12 protein-coding genes, 3 tRNA genes and 1 rRNA gene are annotated in these 18,786 nt (G+C 56.8%); 9 read left to right on the forward strand and 7 right to left on the reverse strand.

Going from position 1 to position 18,786, the window contains the following annotated elements; all coding sequences use genetic code 11:
• Positions 1-55: 55 nt before the first annotated feature.
• A complete protein-coding gene (locus BIND_RS03030) occupies positions 56-838 on the reverse strand; it encodes an ABC transporter ATP-binding protein (RefSeq protein WP_012383604.1) in 783 nt (260 codons plus the stop codon).
• Positions 828-1,643: an ABC transporter permease gene (locus BIND_RS03035; protein ID WP_244395948.1), complete on the reverse strand. Its 816-nt coding sequence runs from the start codon at positions 1,641-1,643 to the stop codon at positions 828-830. The genes BIND_RS03030 and BIND_RS03035 overlap by 11 nt, the downstream gene beginning before the upstream one ends.
• A gap of 628 nt (positions 1,644-2,271) precedes the next feature.
• Between BIND_RS03035 and BIND_RS03045 the strand changes: the two genes are divergently transcribed.
• Both BIND_RS03045 and BIND_RS03050 read left to right on the forward strand, forming a co-directional pair.
• Entirely contained in the window at positions 2,272-3,870 is a 1,599-nt protein-coding gene (locus tag BIND_RS03045; protein ID WP_012383606.1) for a 2-isopropylmalate synthase, read from the forward strand.
• A 121-nt stretch (positions 3,871-3,991) separates the two neighbouring features.
• A tRNA-Lys gene (locus tag BIND_RS03050) sits at positions 3,992-4,067 on the forward strand.
• Between the two features lie 198 nt (positions 4,068-4,265).
• On the opposite strand, the gene BIND_RS21570 is transcribed toward BIND_RS03050, so the two are convergent.
• Positions 4,266-4,775, reverse strand: coding sequence for a hypothetical protein (locus tag BIND_RS21570; RefSeq protein ID WP_041777900.1), 510 nt, complete (start codon positions 4,773-4,775; stop codon positions 4,266-4,268).
• A 941-nt stretch (positions 4,776-5,716) separates the two neighbouring features.
• Between BIND_RS21570 and BIND_RS03060 the strand changes: the two genes are divergently transcribed.
• Entirely contained in the window at positions 5,717-5,920 is a 204-nt protein-coding gene (locus BIND_RS03060) for a hypothetical protein (protein WP_012383607.1), read from the forward strand.
• 145 nt (positions 5,921-6,065) lie between these two features.
• Here BIND_RS03060 and BIND_RS03065 read toward each other — a convergent pair whose 3' ends face one another.
• Together BIND_RS03065 and BIND_RS03070 are read right to left on the reverse strand one after the other, a co-directional pair.
• On the reverse strand, positions 6,066-6,281 hold the full coding sequence (locus BIND_RS03065) for a hypothetical protein (protein WP_012383608.1): 216 nt from the start codon (positions 6,279-6,281) through the stop codon (positions 6,066-6,068).
• A 227-nt stretch (positions 6,282-6,508) separates the two neighbouring features.
• The gene (locus BIND_RS03070) at positions 6,509-6,901 is read right to left on the reverse strand and encodes a carboxymuconolactone decarboxylase family protein (protein WP_012383609.1); all 393 of its coding nucleotides are present in this window, start codon (positions 6,899-6,901) and stop codon (positions 6,509-6,511) included.
• 356 nt (positions 6,902-7,257) lie between these two features.
• Between BIND_RS03070 and BIND_RS03075 the strand changes: the two genes are divergently transcribed.
• Positions 7,258-7,764 carry a hypothetical protein gene (locus BIND_RS03075; protein WP_012383610.1) on the forward strand — a complete coding sequence of 169 codons (507 nt, stop codon included), beginning with the start codon at positions 7,258-7,260 and terminating at the stop codon, positions 7,762-7,764.
• A 51-nt stretch (positions 7,765-7,815) separates the two neighbouring features.
• On the opposite strand, the gene BIND_RS03080 is transcribed toward BIND_RS03075, so the two are convergent.
• Positions 7,816-8,067 carry a hypothetical protein gene (locus BIND_RS03080; protein ID WP_012383611.1) on the reverse strand — a complete coding sequence of 84 codons (252 nt, stop codon included), beginning with the start codon at positions 8,065-8,067 and terminating at the stop codon, positions 7,816-7,818.
• 110 nt (positions 8,068-8,177) lie between these two features.
• Positions 8,178-8,540, reverse strand: coding sequence for a hypothetical protein (locus BIND_RS03085; RefSeq protein ID WP_050764092.1), 363 nt, complete (start codon positions 8,538-8,540; stop codon positions 8,178-8,180).
• A 312-nt stretch (positions 8,541-8,852) separates the two neighbouring features.
• Between BIND_RS03085 and BIND_RS03090 the strand changes: the two genes are divergently transcribed.
• From BIND_RS03090 to BIND_RS03110, 5 genes are all read left to right on the forward strand, one after another.
• Positions 8,853-14,327, forward strand: a complete 5,475-nt coding sequence (locus BIND_RS03090; RefSeq protein ID WP_012383613.1) for an alpha-2-macroglobulin family protein — start codon at positions 8,853-8,855, stop codon at positions 14,325-14,327.
• Positions 14,324-16,399, forward strand: coding sequence for a penicillin-binding protein 1C (pbpC, locus tag BIND_RS03095; protein WP_012383614.1), 2,076 nt, complete (start codon positions 14,324-14,326; stop codon positions 16,397-16,399). Before BIND_RS03090 ends, pbpC begins: the two co-directional genes overlap by 4 nt.
• A gap of 433 nt (positions 16,400-16,832) precedes the next feature.
• Positions 16,833-18,319 (forward strand): 16S ribosomal RNA (locus tag BIND_RS03100).
• 185 nt (positions 18,320-18,504) lie between these two features.
• Positions 18,505-18,581: transfer RNA gene (locus tag BIND_RS03105), tRNA-Ile, on the forward strand.
• A gap of 129 nt (positions 18,582-18,710) precedes the next feature.
• A tRNA-Ala gene (locus BIND_RS03110) sits at positions 18,711-18,786 on the forward strand.

The following is an 18,786-nucleotide window of genomic DNA, read 5'->3' on the forward strand; positions in this document are numbered from 1 at the left end:
GATACTTTAGGATTTGCCACTCTCTTTTGATCTTTTGGCCCCGATATTCTCTGCTCTATGCGCTGAGATAGGTCGGCTCGGCCGGCCGCACGGACGGCGTGGACTGACCCTCGAGTGTCGCTCGATAATGTGGGACAACCTCATGCGGCTTGCCGAGCCCGCGCACGCGTCCGTCATCGATCCATAAAACGCGATCGCAAAGCGCCTCGACGGTGATGAGATCATGCGAGACGAAGAGGATCGTCCCATGCTTTGCGAAATTACGGATAAAGGCGTCACATTTCGCGCCAAAGGCCGCGTCGCCAACGGAAAGCGCCTCATCAACGATGAGAATATCGGCATCGGCATGGGCGCAGACCGCGAAGGCAAGCCGCGCCACCATGCCGCTCGAATACATTTTCAGAGGTTGATTGAAGAATTCGCCGATATCGGCGAAAGCGGCGATCGTATCCATGCGGGCGAGCGCCTCGGCCCGTTTCATGCCGAGGATGGCACTTCCGATCAGCGCATTCTCGCGGCCGGTCAATTCATGGTCGAAGCCGGTACCCAGAGCGAGGATTGGCGCGATACGGCCCTGCACAGTCGCCGTGCCATGGGTCGGCGTGGTGATGCCGCACAGGATCTGCAGCAAGGTCGTTTTACCGGCGCCGTTGCGGCCGATAATGCCGAAACTCTCGCCCCGCGCGACCTTGAAGCTGATATCCTTCAGGACCCAATGCTCATGATAATATTGTTTCCAATGACCAAACAGCGTCTGCATGATCTGATCATTGCGCCGCAAATAGAGCTGGAAAGCTTTGCCGACATGGTCGCAGGAAATGACTTGATCAGATGACATCGACGAAAACAGCCTTGTACTGCATGAAGATGCGATAGCCGAAATAGAAGACGAGCAGAGAAACAATCAAGGTGCCAAGGCAGAGATAAGGCCCGGGCAGGCGTCCAAGGACGACCAGATCGCGGAAGATCTCGACGTAATTGCCGACGACGTTGCAGTGGACAATACGGCGCAAATGGGGCGGCACGTCATCAATCGAATAGAAAATCGGCGTCGCGAACATCAAGACCGGCACGATCGAAATCATCAGATGAGCTACATCGCGCGTGAAAGACCCGAGCGCCATCAAGAACCAGCAGGTCCCGAGCAGAAACATCGTGAAGGGTATGAGGACGAGTGGCGCGAACAGAATCGTCCAGGGCAGCTGATGGGTCAAGGTGATCTGGAAGACGAGCAGGACTGCGGTGCTGATCGCCGCATAGACGAGGGCACGAATGGTCGCGGTCCAGGCCAAGGTCTCGCTGGGAAAGATCGATTTCTTGATAAAGGTCACATGCTCATGCAGCAGACCGGGCGAACGGTAGGCGAGTTCGCTGAACAAATTAAAGACGATCAGGCCGGAGAAAATGGACAGGGCGTAGGTCCCCAGTCCACCGCCCTTGGCGGAATTCGGCACGCCGACCGCATTGGAGAAAATGATCGTATAGGCGCTCAGCATAACGAGCGGGCCGAAGACGGCCCAAAGCCAGCCGAGGATCGAACCCCGGAACCTTGCCGCCAATTCCCGCCGCACCACCGCCCGGATCAATTCACGAAAATGCCAGGCGTTGAAAAGCGGGCTCGCCAAAGTCATATGCGCCGCCAAGGGATCTCCATCTCCAGTAGTGGTGATCGATTAAGCCAGAACCCGACTTTTGTTTTTCCATAAGTGCAGGAAAGACAAAAATCTCGCCGTGTTTGAAGAACTCAGCGAAAGGTCCATTCATGGCCGGACTTCGGAATCCGTTTCGATCCGTGCCTCGGTGTCGGGACATAGACCAGTTTGTGAAGGTCACGTCAATATTCGTGCTGTCATGTTGCCCGCATCGAAGGTCTGATTTTGCTAAAAGCAATTGATTTATTTATATTTATTGTCGAAATCACTCGAAGCATCGCTGTTGACTTGCACGGGACTGGCGCGAGGCCGGCGGCTCAGGTTGCTTTTGGACAAGTTTGCGTTTATGACAAGACGTCCAAGGGCGTTAGGGAAACAGGATCCATCTGAGGTCCATACCGGAAGCGCTTTCTTGAAAGTGGGATCACAGACGTGAACTGCGGCACAATTCTTTCGCTGGCTAAAGGGACGGGACATGTTCTCGCCTCGGCTCGCGCTGCCGCTCTCCTGTCCGGTTCGTTGCTGCTTCTTAGTTGCCCCTGAGAGCCGGCCGGGCCTTGCCTGGGCACTCAGGGGATCGATCGAAGTTTCAGCATCTCTCCTCACCCAGGACAAAATCATGACCACGAATAAGTCTTCCGAACCGGCAATGGGGTCCGCCATCCAGGAAACCGCCAATACGGAACAAATCATCATCTTCGACACGACTCTTCGCGATGGCGAACAATCGCCCGGTGCCTCGATGAATCTCGACGAGAAGATCGAAGTAGCCGAACTCTTGGACGCGATGGGCGTCGATGTGATCGAGGCGGGTTTTCCCGTCACGTCGGAGGGGGATTTCGAGGCCGTTTCGGCCATCTCCCGCCGCGTCAAGCGGGCGAGTGTCGCCGGTCTTGCCCGCGCTGCAGCGCGCGATATCGATCGTTGCGCCGAGGCCCTGCGTGATGCCGTACGGCCCCGCATGCATGTCTTCATCTCGACCTCTCCGCTGCATATGAAATATAAATTGCAGAAGGAGCCGGGCGAAGTCCTTGACATGATTTCGACCTATGTCGGACGGGCGCGCAATCGTATCGATGATATCGAATGGTCGGCTGAGGACGGCACCCGCACGGAGATCGATTTTCTGTGCCGCTGCGTGGAAGCGGCGATCAAGGCCGGCGCACGCACGATCAATATTCCTGACACGGTCGGTTATACGATTCCGGAAGAATATCAGGCTTTGTTCGAAACAGTGCGGACGCGCGTTCCTAATTCCGACCAGGCGATCTTCTCGGTCCATTGTCACAACGATCTCGGCCTTGCCGTGGCCAATACTTTGGCCGGTATCAAGGGTGGCGCGCGGCAGGTGGAATGCACGATCAATGGTCTTGGCGAGCGAGCTGGCAATGCCGCCATGGAAGAGGTCGTCATGGCCTTGCGGGTGCGGGCAGACGCCTTGGCCTATCACAGCAATATCGATGCACGCATGTTGACGCGAGCCTCGAAGCTCGTTTCGGCAGTCAGCTCCTTCCCGGTGCAATATAACAAGGCGATCGTTGGTCGGAACGCCTTCGCTCACGAGAGCGGTATTCATCAGGATGGCATGCTGAAAAATGCGCAGACCTATGAAATCATGACGCCGGAAAGTGTCGGCGTGCATAAAACCTCACTGGTCATGGGCAAGCATTCGGGCCGCCACGCCTTCAAGGAAAAATTGAAGGAACTTGGTTATGAGCTCGGTGAAAACGCGCTCGAGGAAGCTTTCGCTCGATTCAAGGATCTCGCTGACCGCAAGAAGATCGTCTACGATGAAGATTTGATCGCTTTGGTGGATGATGAAATTATTCACGCGCATGATCGAATCAAGCTTGTGGCCCTCACCGTGATCGCCGGAACCAAGGGTCCGCAATCGGCGGCCTTAACGCTGACGATCGACGGGGTGGAGCAAACCCATCAGGCGACGGGGAATGGCCCAATCGACGCTATTTTCAATGCCGTGCAGGCCTTGGTGCCGCATGGGGCCGTGCTGGAACTTTATCAGGTCCATGCCGTCACCAAGGGCACAGATGCGCAGGCGGAAGTCTCAGTGCGCTTGAGCGAGGATGGCAAGACCGTGACGGCCCGTGGCGCCGATCCGGATACGCTGGTCGCCTCGGCCAAGGCCTATATTGCCGCCTTGAATAAACTGGTCGTGCGGCGACACAAGAGCCGCCCCGACGACAGCCTCGCCGGTTGAGATTGTGCGATAAGGTCTTGAAACCTTCAAGAAGGGCTAGACAGGTGAGCCCGCGTTTGCTAAATGCGCGTTCACCTGTTTCGGACACCCACGGTGTTTAGGGAAACATGGTGTTTTTGATGGGCGTATAGCTCAGTTGGTAGAGCAGCTGACTCTTAATCAGCGGGTCCACAGTTCGAGCCTGTGTGCGCCCACCATCAAAAACAATGGCTGAGCTAAATCCAAAAATTCACGGATGGCTTGGGTAACAGCGGTGTAAAATCGCCCTATCCCCAAAATCTGCCGCATGCGTTAGGCCTCCAACACGTTCTTGTCAGATGGCCGTTCGGATGGGACATACCATCCTCCGGCCGTGCAACACTGCTTGACCATGGCTTTGATGTTGACAGCGAGGCTCATTCGGTCCCCTTTCCCGATTCATCATTCCTGGCTTCTGCCTCCTGCCGGGCGATAATCCAATCGACGATGGCAGAGCACGCCGCTTCGGATGCGTCACAGGCCTCCCGGCTGGCATGGGTCGCTGCCCAGGTAAGGCCACGGATTTCTTTGGGGGAGATTCCTCGCGCGGTGGGAGGCTTGTCGGCATGGTCAAGCCTCCTGATAGAAGACGCCGCTATGTGAGACGGTTTCGAGCGGCGCGAACGAGCCGACGGGCCCAAGTGGGGATGCGGGAAGTTTCTGACGAAACTAGGGGGCAGGCCATGAACACGATGAACTACAAAGGATATTTTGCCAGGGTCGAGTTTAATCCTGAGGATATGCTTTTTGTCGGACATCTTGCCGGCATTAATGATGTCGTTGGGTTTCACGCCGACAAAGTCGCCGGTCTGAAATCGGCCTTTCAAGAGGCGGTAGATGATTACATCGATACTTGTGCAAAAGCCGGAAGGCCGCTGAAAAGCCATACTCAGGCAAGGTCATGTTTTTCGTGTTGGCCCAGAGTTCCATGCGCGCGCCGCCCTTGCCGCTCAGCTTTCAGGAAAGAAAATTCCGCGTGGCTGCTTGGGTCACGGAATAGGACCCTGAGCATGGGCCCTCGATTCTCGATGTCCTGACAATTTAGCGCAGTCCGAATTTTGGCCTCAGGCTTGGCTGTGACCGCTGCGTCTGCGGCTCATCGCTCTGTCTGTTCGTCAGAAATTGATATTCATTCCTGGCGAGAAGCCACCGTTCCCATTGGGTTGTATCCCTGCGCCCGTTGGTGGAGCGCCGCGACGGGCATTTCGACTGATGTCCGACGGCAGATCCACTCCACGTTTGCTCATCCCTGAAAAATCCATAGGAATGGTTGTTTGTGGAGGCTTCTCGGTGGTCACAGAGATACTGGACTTGCCTGAAGAGGACGTTGTCTTTGGTTTAGCATGCGTTCCTTTGTCTTGAGCGCCAGCCGCGCCGATGCTGACAACGCAAAAGAAAGCCGCGAGCCCAAGGCTCCATCGAGATCCATTCATACCATTGCTCGCCCGATCGACAGAAGGCACCTTCACATCCGCAAAGGAGCCCGGACGGTAAGATCCTAGGCGATCGAGGCCAAATCAATTTCTTGAGCTTGGAAAGAACTTTCAACCGATCAAAAGCGGGCCGTCCCAGATTGCCCGTTTCGCTGGCAAGCTTCTCGTTCTGGGGGATCAAGCATCTTTCCCACGAGAAGCGGTACGCGTTCCGCACTCTGAATAAAGGGGAGTCGCGGAAGAGTCGTCGAAAGAGCATAAATTGCGAGCCGGTTACGGAAGGCTTGAGTCGGCCGTGTGGGTAACTCAGGCCAGTGTGGGGCAACTGGCTCGTTTTTTGATTAGGATCAGGGCTTTTCGCCTAACTCCTAGACGTCTGATGGAGAACTATCGTTATGAACCTGAATCCAGGTGAGGAAGTCACGGTCGCCAAATTGCCGAGTGGCAAATGGGGCGCACTCCTGCGTTTGAACGGCTATGATGAACCGTTCAATCTCGGCCGCGAGTTCAAGACCGAGGAAATGACTGAAGGCTGGCTCGACACGACCGAAGCCAACAACCTTATTGACCAATATATCACAAAATATCGCAAGGCTTGAAAAGCAAAAATTTTCAGCAGTGATATCTGACTTTCGACGGGTGGAATGGCTGGTTTGCAGGCATTCACCCGTTTATCGGGATTATGTTGATTTTAAACATAAAACCTCCGCCTTGGCGGGATTTGGGTCGGTGGAGACCCCTGGATCAGGGAATATAAACGGCATCGATCACCCTGAGCTGTTCTCCTAGGGGATCGAGTTCCAAGCGGACGACTTCGGCTTGCAGACGGTCGCGGAATTTATAGACACGGCGCCAGCCATCCTCGGCTTCCGGAGGCCAGGGGGAAAACGTCTTCTTGTCGACCATGAGCGCCTCGCAATGGAGGCGGGGACCTTCGATATTGCGCGCGATGATGAACATGGGCCTCTCCTTCCCCAACGGCCATGAAAAATGACGGTTGGACCCTTTCGAGTTTTGCTGGCACTGTCGAAAAATTGGAAATTCCGGAAAGAAACCAAGAGTTGCCATGAGTGAACTCGGCATACGAGCGAGCTGGCATCAGCGGGAACCCGACCGTGCTTCCAAACGGATTTCCCATTTTTGCCCTGGGCATCCTCGCTCGCTACGCGGTTTCACTCAATCCGTCCTCATTCCTGCAGGAATTTTTCATCGACGGGCACGTCATAGCCGATGGCCAGACGGTTGGTTTCATTGGCGAGGGCGACGACGGCCAATAATTCAGCCCATTGTTCATCGGTCATGCCCTTGGCGCGTGCCGCTGCCGTATGCGAGCTAATGCAATAGCGGCAATTATTGGTGACGCTCACGGCCACGTAAATCATTTCCTTGGTCAAGGGGTCGAGCGCGCCAGGTGCCATGACCTGTTTGACCTGAGTCCAAAGGAGCCGCAGGCTTGGCGGGTGAAAGGCGATGGCCTTCCAGAAATTATTGATCCAATCGGTCTTGCGGGTCGCCTTGATGTCTTCATAGACCGTCCGGACTTCCTCGGAAGCGTCTTTTTCCTCGATTAATCGGGCCATGATGGCTTCCCGTTCCTTCTGCTGTGCCTTTGGGAAATTTTGCTGAATGTCGCGTGAAAGATGCTCGGCTGGCAATGGGCCGCTCGACGCGGTGACCCTGTGGATGCCGGTGTCTTGACGGGCATAATCCTTGGTTGCAAGGGGGATCGGATTCGGCTCGAGCCTCGTCGACTGACACTAAGCAAACTTTTCCAAGTTTGCTTACATTTAAAATTCTTGGCAGCATTGGTTTTGCTTCTTTTGAAGCAAAACCAATTGTGGTTTTAACCACGCAAGGCTGCTTAGCGCCCGAGCGGATTTTATCGCGCTGGCTTTGTCGGTGAAAAGCCGGTCTGACGGAAATAGGATGGTTGTGGATGTTGGATGACGAAGCATGGCTCGAGCGGCGCTATTATGGAGGCGATTTGCCGGCGGCGGCCGAAAGAGCCTTGCACGCGGTGGGGCTGAATTGGGAGAATGAGGAAGTCTCGGAAGCCTATATCCAGGAGGCTCTCGCCCTGGCGCCAAACCATCTCGCGGTCCATTTCGGCGCCTATAAATTTTATTATTACCGGCGCCGGCTGAAAGAGGCCCTGCCGCATGTCGAGGCCTGGGTCGTCGATGCCCTGCGTCGTAATGCCTTTCCCGAAGATTGGCGGCAAGTGACCGGCGCGCATGCGGATTTCAATAATTTCGACGGAGAACCGCGGGTTTTTCTCTTTTCTTTACGCGCTTATGGCTGGCTGCTCGCACGCCTGCGGCGCATTGCGGAAGGCCGCGAGGCTTTGCTGAAAGTCGCCGAACTCGATCTCAAGGATCGTATGGGCGCTCTGCGTCTTCTCGCAATCATCGATCAAGGGAACCGCGAGGAGGAAGAGGATTGACGCCTGGATGAGTCCAAGCGCCGATTCCAATTTTGAAAAAACGAGAAAGATCTATTTATGCCGATGCGGCCGGGGCCTTTCGCTATCAAACATTTTGGCGCAAGGCGGGCTGAGGCTTGAAATATGCTGCTTCATGCAGGCCGTTACGCGATCGACATCGGGAACGGCGTCGCTGCACAGACGCATGGCGTCGGCTTGGCAAGCCTCTTGTTCTTCGTCCGTATAGGCTTCTTCCGCGAAAGCAGTGCCGATGCCAATGCCGAGCATGAGCGTGAGGGAAGAAAGCAGCAGCTTGGTTCGCATCAGCATAATCTCCGAAAACCTAGGCATAATCTTTTGCCCAATTTTCGATTTCAAAGAAACCCTTCTCACGAAATTTATGGAATCTTTCCCCGACGAGTGGAGTGCTCCTCTCACGGCTTTTTATCGTTTAACCAATGCGGTCGGTAACGCTCGATCCAGTCCAGCGCACGATCGCAACCTCGAGCCAGGAGGGGAATGTCTTCCGCGAGAAGCAGCAGGCCGAGCGGAAGCATCCACAGCCCCAGGATCGGCAGAATGGCGAGGAAACCACCGCAGATGAACAGGACGCCGGCGGTGCGTCGTCGCCATGGCCTGCCAGGCTGACGGAGCCCGCGTATCACCTGGCGCAGCCGTGGCGGCAATCGGTCGATCAGCAGTTCCAGCCGGCGTTCTCGGTGTTCCGCATTTTCATCCTTCCGGATGGTGTTTGTCTTGTCTTGGCTCGGGTGGAGGGGCTTTTCCAGATCCGGCATCAATAGCCTCTCGAATGCCGCGAGAAACACGCGCTCTTCCAGTTTGATCATAACAGGGGGGAGGTCGAACCAGCAACCATCCATCCCTTCGATCCGCCGCAGCCCGCAGCGTAACATTGTGCAAGCTAAACGGACGCTCGCTATCCATTCCGGTGAAACGGTATGATGAGAGTTACATGACAATGTGTCAAATCGTCGATGCGCCCAAGATCCAGACGCATTCAGCCGAGTTGAATTGACCAAGTTGATTTGACAATGTCATTGAAACATTCAAGATCTCGGCCGAGTTAACGATCATGATACGGAGGGGGCATGTCCGTCTCAGCGATTCGCGTATTCGTCGCCGGGCTGCTTGTCACGCTCGTGTCTCTCCTTCCCGCTATCGCTGATGCCAAGCGCGAGGCTGTGCTCACTCAGGATGTCGATTATTTCGGTTTTGACCTGCGGACAGAGCAAAATGTCACGCTCGATCAATGTCAGGCTTCTTGCCTTGGCAATAAGGCTTGCAAGGCTTTTACCTATAATCCCAAGGTGAAATGGTGTTTCTTGAAATCCGACTTCGATCGGATGAACCAGGCACCGGGCGCGATCGCTGGCAAGATAATCGATTCCGAAAGCCGTGAAGCCGATCTCGGCGCTGCGCCGAAGCTGGATTTCATCTCCAATGAATTGATCCGACAGGCACGCGACTTCAAAGCCAATTTGCCGCGGGGCAGGGCCCCTTTGGGTGGTGGAGCGCCGGCACTGATCCAGCAAGCGCGCAAGGATCTTACGAACGGAAAGAGCGACGCGGCGTTGGAGAGCTTGCGTTTGGCACTAGCAACCGCTCCCGACAAGCCGGAGCTGTGGAGCGAAGTGGCGCGCGCTGGCAATGAGCTTGGCAAGACGACCTCTCTGGCGAGCCAGATGGCGCTTGTGGCACTCAATGGCTATGCCGTGACGCGGACGGCGTCGATGCGTGCCAGCGCGCTGGTGGAGCTCGCGGTCGCGCTGGAAAAGTCAGAAAATTATCGCGCCGCGCTCAATGCCTATAAGGCGAGCCTTGCGCTTGTGAACGCGAAATCCGTTGAGGCGGCTTATCTCGATCTCAAGGCGCGGCGCGGATTTCGGATCATCGATCATAGCATCGATAAAGATACCATCTCGCCCCGTGCTTGCGTCCAATTCTCCGAGGCTTTGGTGAAAGCGGGCGTCGATTATGCCCCGTTCCTCACGCTCGATGGAAAAGCCCCTAAGGCCTTCGAGGCCAAGGATCATGAAATTTGTGTCGAGGGCCTTGCCCATGGCCAACACTATAAACTGGGTTTGAGAAGCGGCCTGCCATCTTCCGTCGGGGAGGTTTTGGAAGCACCGGTCAGCCTCGACATCTATGTCCGGGATCGCTCGCCGCTTGTGCGTTTTACTGGAGATAATTTCGTTTTGCCGGGCTCTGCGCGGCGGGGCATTCCGATCGTGTCGGTAAATACTGACAGAGCCGATTTGAAACTCTACCGGATCGGTGATCGTGGTCTCGCCGGGCTTTTGACGAATACGCAGTTCCTGACCCAACTCGATCGTTACAGCGCGCAGCGTATTCAGGACGAAAGTGGTGAACTCGTCTGGCAGGGCGCGATCGATATACAGCAGGATCTCAACAAGGAGGTCGTGACCAGCTTTCCCGTCGATGAGGCCTTGCCGAAACGCCAACCCGGCGTTTATGTCCTGACCGCGGCTTCGCCGCATACGGCGAAGGAGGATTCGGATACACAGGCCACACAATGGTTTGTCGTTTCGGATCTTGGCATTACCACTTATGCCGGGACCGATGCTCTCTCCATTTTCGTTCGTTCGCTCGCTTCCGCAAAGCCGATGGCGGACGTGGACTTGCAACTCCTGGCGAAAAACAACGAAATTCTCGGCACGGCCAAGACCGATGCCGAAGGGCGCGCCACTTTCTCCGCGGGGCTCATGCGCGGCACTGGCGGATTGGCGCCCACAATCATCATGGCCCGGGCAGGCGGCTCTGATTTCGTCTTTCTGGATATGACGCGCGCGGGATTTGATCTTTCCGACCGTGGCGTGGCTGGCCGGGAATCGCCCGGCGCGATTGATCTTCTCGCCTGGACAGAACGTGGGATCTACCGTGTCGGCGAAACCGTACACGCGACGGCTCTCGCGCGAGATGACAGAAGCGTGGCCATCGCGAACCTTCCCCTGACCTTCGTCTTCACACGTCCTGATGGGGTCGAGGATCGCCGTTTCGTGCGCGATGGGGGGACGGCTGGCGGCTATACGCTGGATTTGCCCTTGCCCGACAATGCTCTGCGCGGCACCTGGACGATGAAGGTCTTCGTGGACCCCAAAAGGTCGGCGATTGGTGAAAGAACCTTTTTGGTCGATGATTTCATCCCGGACCGCACCGAATTCAGCCTGACCAGCAAGGTGAAGGAGATCGAGCCTTCAGCCTCTGTTCCCGTCAGCGTGGAGGGACGGTTTCTCTATGGCGCGCCAGCCGCGGGGCTCTCCCTGGAAGGGGATGTCAATGTCAAGCCGACCCGCGAGAATGCGCTGTTCAAGGACTATGTTTTCGGCCTGGCTGATGAGGAGATGGGTGACGGCAAGGAGCTTGCGCTGGAGGACTTGCCGGTTCTCGACGAGGCGGGCAAGGCGACGTTCAATGTCACTTTGGGTGACCTCCCTTCCACGACGCAATGGCTTTCGGCCCGTATCGTCGTGCGTATGCGGGAGGGGAACGGGCGCGCCATTGAACGTGCGCTCGATCTGCCGGTGAAAGCCAAGGGGCCGATGATTGGCATCAAGCCGGAATTCAGCGGGGACCTTGGCGAAAATACAATCGCCAATTTTCATGTGATCGGAGTCTCCCCCGATGGCCATAAACGGGCCATGCATGGGCTCACCTGGAAACTCGTGAGCGTGGAGCGCCGCTATCAATGGTATCGCGAGGGCTCGGCCTGGAAATATGAACCCGTCAACGCCACGAAACAGGTCGCTGCCGGCATGCTTGATATTGGTGCTGACGGTGCCAGAATTTCCGTACCCGTCGTTTTCGGGCGCTATCGGCTGGAGATTGAGACCAGCGAGGCCGAGGGGCCGAGTTCGAGCGTCGCTTTCGATGCCGGATGGTTCGTCGAGGCGAGTTCCACGGAAACCCCGGATGGTCTTGAGATCGCGCTCGATAAGCAGAGCTATAAGGTCGGCGAAACCGCGACATTGAAAATATTGTCGCGTTACGCGGGTGAAGCTCTGGTGGCGGTCGGCGCGGAAAAGCTGATCGCTGTTAAAACCGCGAGCCTCGGCGACAAAGGTGGGGAGATCGCGCTTCCCGTGACGGCGGATTGGGGGGCGGGGACCTATATCACCGCGACTTTGTTCCGACCAGGCGATGCACGCGACAATCGCATGCCGATGCGCGCCATCGGTATCAAATGGTTGCGGGTTGATCCCGGCGACCGCCAGTTGCTTGTCAAGCTAGATCTTCCCGCCAAAATGCAGCCCCGGCAGCCCCTGGCTATCGATCTCGAAGTGGCGGGCGCCGGGGTGAGGGAGGATGCCTATGTCACTGTCGCGGCTGTCGATGTCGGTATTTTGAATCTGACACGCTATGAGCCGCCGAATCCGGACGGCTGGTATTTTGGTCAGCGGCGGCTCGGGCTTGAGATTCGCGATCTTTATGGGCGGCTGATCGATGGCTCGCTCGGTGTGACGGGCCGTTTGCGGACCGGTGGCGATGGTGGGCAAATGGCGCTCCAAGGTAGCCCGCCCACGCAAAAGCTCGTGGCTTTCTTCTCAGGTCCAGTGAAACTGGATGCCGGGGGGAAGGCCCATGTCGTTTTCGACATTCCCCAATTCAACGGCACGGCGCGTGTCATGGCTGTCGCCTGGTCGAAATCTGGCGTTGGACATGCGGTTGGCGATGTCATCATCCGCGATCCCGTGGTTGTCACGGCGAGCCTGCCAAGGTTCCTTGCGCCGGAAGACAAGGCCGAATTGCGGCTTGATATTGCCAATACCGATGCACCCCCGGGTGACTATCACATCAAGGCTGAGGGTAATGCCGCGATTGGTTTCGAGACAAGTCCCTTCTCACGCACAATTCACCTTGCCGCAGGCGAAAAATCCAGTCTCGTGATCCCGATCCATGCCTTTCAACCGGGCAATGGAGAAGTATCTGTCACTGTGTCGAATGGGGTGAATGACGCTCCCCAATTGTCCCTCGCGCAGACCTTGGATGTGCCGGTTCGCCCGGCGATCCTTCCCATGACGGCGCGACATGTCATTTCTCTAATTCCGAAAAGCAGCCTGACGATCGATCGTCAATTGCTCGCCGATTTCCAGCTTCAAGGGGCATCGGTCAGCATCAATGTTTCGCGCGCGGCAGCCTTCGATGTCCCGGCCCTGCTGATGGCGCTCGACCGTTATCCCTATGGTTGCGCCGAGCAGATCACCAGCCGAGCCCTACCGCTGCTTTATCTCAGTGAATTAGCAAAACAATATGGTCTTGCTGAGGAAGGGGATGTGCACCAACGGGTACAGGAGGGGATCTACAAAGTGCTTTCCTATCAGGGCTCGAGCGGCGGGTTCGGGCTCTGGGCGGCGGGTTCCGGCGATCTCTGGCTCGATTCCTATATTAGTGATTTTCTGACCCGCGCCCGCGAGCAGAAATTTGATGTGCCGGAGGAGGCCTTGGCGCAGGCGCTCGAAAACCTCCAAAACTCCCTGGCCTATGACGATAATCTCAAGGACAAAGGCAATGAAATCGCTTACGCGCTCTATGTTCTGGCGCGCAATCGCCGGGCCGTGCTGAGCGATTTACGCTATTATGCCGATACGAAACTTGCCGATTTTTCGACTCCGCTTGCCAAGGCGCATCTTGCCGCGGCTTTGGCCTTTTATGGCGATGCGGAACGCTCAAAGGCCACCTTCCTGGATGCGCTGGGCCTGTCGCAACAGATGCTTGTGTCCAAGGTGAGTCTGGCGCGTGCTGATTATGGCTCTCAACTCCGCGATGCGGCCGCCGTGCTGGCGCTGGCCTCGGAAAGTCGCCCGGTGCCGCCGATCGTTCCAGCCTTGGTCAAGATCGTCAGCCAGGAATGGGAACAAAAACCCGCAGCGAGCACACAGGAATTGACGTGGATGTTGCTCGCGGCCCGCGGACTCCAGGGGGCAGACAAGGATCTTGCGCTGACCGTCAACGGGGTGCCGCGCGAGGGCGGATATCGGGCACACCTCGATGGCGATGCTTTGCTTGATCATCCGGTGAAACTGACCAATGAAACGGCAGTTCCAGTCACAGCCACCGTCACGACGGTCGCGGCTCCGGTTCGACCCTTGCCAGCCGGCGGCAATGGATTCCTGATTGATCGCAAATATTATACACTCGGCGGCAAGGAAACCTCCGTGACCAGGGTCAAGCAGAACGAGCGCTATGTCGTCGTGCTGCATGTGAGCGAGACCAATCAATGGCCACAGCGAATTCTGATCAATGATCTGCTGCCTGCTGGTTTCGAGATCGACAATCCCAGTCTCGTCGACAGCGCGCAGCTTTCGAATTTTGATTGGCTCGACGAAGTGGATGCGGCGCATACGGAATTTCGGAATGATCGTTTCATTGCCGCCTTTGATCATTTAGGCAATGATCACGATGACATCACGCTCGCCTATATCGTGCGCGCGGTGACGCCGGGCATTTATGATCATCCGGCGGCGACGGTCGAGGATATGTATCGGCCACAATTTTCCGCGCAGACATCCACGGGGCGGATGGAGGTCGTGGCGGGGCAGAAATGATAGGCTGGCACAAGATCGCGACGAGGGTTGCTGCCGGTTGTGTTTGTGTCGGAATGGTTTTGGCCGGGCTCCTGTTGGCCGACTTGGCCTTTCCACCGCCGCTTGATGAAGCTGATATTGCCTCGGTGGAAGTGCTGGACGCGGACGGTTTGTTGCTGCGCGCCTTCACCATGAAGGAAGGACGTTGGCGGTTGCGCACGCGAATCGAGGATGTCGATCCGCAATTGATTCGCATGGTGATCTCTTATGAGGACCAGCGTTTCTGGCACCATCCAGGCATTGATCCGCTGGCGCTCGGCCGTGCCTTGATGCAGTTGGTTGCCCATGGCCATATCGTTTCTGGCGGTTCCACTCTGTCCATGCAGGTGGCGCGGTTGATTGAGCCGCGTGAAGGGCGTTCGGTGCCCGCCAAATTGCGTCAGATCGCGCGGGCCCTTCAGATTGAACGGCGGTTGAGCAAGCGTCAGATTCTCGAACTCTATCTGACGCGCGCGCCTTATGGCGGCAATCTGGAAGGTGTCAGGGCGGCGAGCCTTGCCTATTTCGGCAAGGAACCGCGCCATTTGACCCTGGCGCAGACGGCTTTGCTCGTCGCCTTGCCGCAAATGCCGGAAAAGCGCCGGCCCGATCTTCATCCCGCCGAGGCTCTCGCCGCCCGCCAACGTGTGCTGGAACGGGGAGCCGTGGGGGTGGACGCGGAGGATGTGGCGCAAGCAAGGCTAGTCGCTTTGCCGGATCGGCGTTTGAACCTGCCCGCTTTCGCACCGCATCTTGCCGAGGCGGCTCTCCGCAAAGCGCCAGAGGCGTGGCAACATCGCACCAGTTTGCGGCGGCGGATCCAGCAAGGGCTTGAAGCCGTCGCTCGCGACGCCGCGGCGAGAATTGGCGCAAAGCTCTCTCTCGCTATGGTCATGGCCGATGTGCATTCGGGCGACATCGTGGCCGAGGTGGGGTCGGCGGATTATTTCGATGCCGTCCGGTCCGGCTGGATTGATATGACACGCGTGCCCCGTTCGCCCGGTTCGGCTCTGAAACCGTTCATTTATGGGCTGGCCTTCGAGGAAGGATTGATCGCGCAGGAGACCCTTATCGAAGACCGGCCCGCCGATTTTTTTGGGTACAGGCCGCGCAATTTCGATCTGAGCTATCAGGGCGATGTGAGTATCCGCCAAGCGCTGCAACTTTCTTTGAATGTGCCAGCGATGCGGCTGCTCGATGCGCTCGGTCCGGTCCGCTTGCTGGTGCGGTTTCGCCGCGCGGGCGTGCGGCTCGCCTTGCCCGCGCATGAAGCGCCGGGCCTTGCGATCGGTCTCGGCGGAGTCGGCATCACGCTGATGGATCTGGTGCAACTCTATGCGGGGCTTGTCGATCGTGAGCGGCTGATGCGGCTCGGTGATCGCATCCATGGCCAGCCGGAACGAATCGAGGGAGCGCCCTTGCTGGAACCAGCCGCTGCCTGGAATGTCGCCGATATTCTGTCCGGCGTCTTGCCACCGGTCGGCGCCGCGCCACGGCGCATCGCCTATAAGACCGGCACGAGTTATGGCTATCGTGATGCTTGGTCGATTGGATTCGACGGTCGCTATGTCTTGGGGGTCTGGGTTGGCCGACCGGATAATGGGGCGGTTCCGGGCCTCACCGGCTATGGGACCGCCGCCCCGATTCTCTTCGAAGCCTTCACGCGTTCCGGCGTTGCCGCAACGCCTCTGCCGCCGGCGCCAGTTGGAGTCGGGCGGCTTGCCCTGACGAATCTGCCGATCAGCCAGCGACGATTCGCGAGCACTGCGGATGGTCTGCCTTCGCTCTTCGTAGCGGAGCCGCCGCCACAAATCGTTTACCCACCCGAGGGCGCGCATGTGGATCTTGGCGCGGAACCTGATGGCATGCCGCTGGTTTTGAAATTACAGGGAGGGCTGGCGCCTTTTCGATGGCTCGCCAATGGCAAACCGCTGCCGGAATTATCCCGGGGCCGCACGAGCCAATGGGTGCCTGACGGGGACGGCTTTTCTATTCTGATGGTCATTGACGCCGTTGGGCGCACGGCTAGCGTTAGTCTCTATATCGATCGATGAATAACCTTTTGAGCTTCCTTGGTTTTTGTTTCTATGTCTCTTTTTTGAAGAAATTGGATTGACAGTCGGAACGGGGGAGATCTATAAGGCGTTCATCGACGGCGCCGCTGAATTGAGTGGCTGACGCGAGACACTTTTCCTGATTTTATCGGGTTTAGGCTGCCCTGGCTGAGAGGCTGGGTGGTTTGGTGTCTTTGGGTTAGGGAGTTTTTGCTTCTGCTGTTTTGGACTGTGCTGTTTGACAATTGAATCGGAAGAAAGAGAAACGTGGTCGGCGGGATCCTTGCGGTTCGTCTCCGAGAGGGGATGGACGTGTAGAGAACTCTGGCGGTCACGGATCAAGTTCACCGAGTTTTGAGCTGAGAAGCTTGAGGCAGGTGTGCTTGGGACTCGTCGAATAGAGTAGTGACCAGCCGGCATTGAATTCTCGATTTAACTTGAGAGTTTGATCCTGGCTCAGAACGAACGCTGGCGGCAGGCCTAACACATGCAAGTCGAACGCTGTAGCAATACGGAGTGGCAGACGGGTGAGTAACACGTGGGAACATACCCTTTGGTTCGGAATAACTCAGGGAAACTTGGGCTAATACCGGATACGCCCTACGGGGGAAAGATTTATTGCCGAAGGATTGGCCCGCGTCTGATTAGCTAGTTGGTGAGGTAATGGCTCACCAAGGCGACGATCAGTAGCTGGTCTGAGAGGATGATCAGCCACATTGGGACTGAGACACGGCCCAAACTCCTACGGGAGGCAGCAGTGGGGAATATTGGACAATGGGCGCAAGCCTGATCCAGCCATGCCGCGTGAGTGATGAAGGCCTTAGGGTTGTAAAGCTCTTTTACCTGGGAAGATAATGACGGTACCAGGAGAATAAGCCCCGGCTAACTTCGTGCCAGCAGCCGCGGTAATACGAAGGGGGCTAGCGTTGTTCGGATTTACTGGGCGTAAAGCGCACGTAGGCGGATCTTTAAGTCAGGGGTGAAATCCCAAGGCTCAACCTTGGAACTGCCTTTGATACTGGGGATCTCGAGTCCGGGAGAGGTGAGTGGAACTGCGAGTGTAGAGGTGAAATTCGTAGATATTCGCAAGAACACCAGTGGCGAAGGCGGCTCACTGGCCCGGTACTGACGCTGAGGTGCGAAAGCGTGGGGAGCAAACAGGATTAGATACCCTGGTAGTCCACGCCGTAAACGATGGATGCTAGCCGTTAGGCAGCTTGCTGCTTAGTGGCGCAGTTAACGCTTTAAGCATCCCGCCTGGGGAGTACGGTCGCAAGATTAAAACTCAAAGGAATTGACGGGGGCCCGCACAAGCGGTGGAGCATGTGGTTTAATTCGAAGCAACGCGCAGAACCTTACCAACCTTTGACATGTCTCGTTTGGTTACCAGAGATGGTTTCCTTCAGTTAGGCTGGCGAGAACACAGGTGCTGCATGGCTGTCGTCAGCTCGTGTCGTGAGATGTTGGGTTAAGTCCCGCAACGAGCGCAACCCACGCCCTTAGTTGCCATCATTCAGTTGGGCACTCTAGGGGGACTGCCGGTGATAAGCCGAGAGGAAGGTGTGGATGACGTCAAGTCCTCATGGCCCTTACGGGTTGGGCTACACACGTGCTACAATGGCGGTGACAATGGGATGCGAAGGGGCGACCCTCAGCAAATCTCAAAAAGCCGTCTCAGTTCGGATTGTACTCTGCAACTCGAGTGCATGAAGTTGGAATCGCTAGTAATCGTAGATCAGAACGCTACGGTGAATACGTTCCCGGGCCTTGTACACACCGCCCGTCACACCATGGGAGTTGGTTCTACCCGAAGGCGTTTTGCTAACCGCAAGGGGGCAGGCGACCACGGTAGGGTCAGCGACTGGGGTGAAGTCGTAACAAGGTAGCCGTAGGGGAACCTGCGGCTGGATCACCTCCTTTCTAAGGATGATCCTTCAGGATTGGGATTTTCCCCATTCTATCGGATCACTTGGAACAAATGGCCAGTCAGGCCAAATTCGCGGGATTTCGCCGCCTTCGTTTCTCTTTCTTCCTGGACGAGCCCGCGCTACCTGCTTTGAATTCATAAATCTTATGGGTTTGGCAGCTAGTGTGTTCAACGGTTCGGGCTTGTAGCTCAGTTGGTTAGAGCGCGCGCTTGATAAGCGTGAGGTCGGAAGTTCAAGTCTTCCCAGGCCCACCATTATAAGCAGCCTCAAACGCCGGCGTGGGCCTCCGCCCACTTGGCTTACGCGCATCAGGCGCGGCGGCCTTTGGCCTTGCGGCGCTTTGCGCCGAAGCTCAAGCTACTTAGGCCTGAGGCAAGGTATAAGGGGCCATAGCTCAGTTGGGAGAGCGCGTGCTTTGCAAGCATGAGGTCGTCGGTTCGATCCCGTCTGGCTCCACCA

Source organism: Beijerinckia indica subsp. indica ATCC 9039 (assembly GCF_000019845.1).
GTDB classification, from domain to species: Bacteria; Pseudomonadota; Alphaproteobacteria; order Rhizobiales; family Beijerinckiaceae; genus Beijerinckia; species Beijerinckia indica.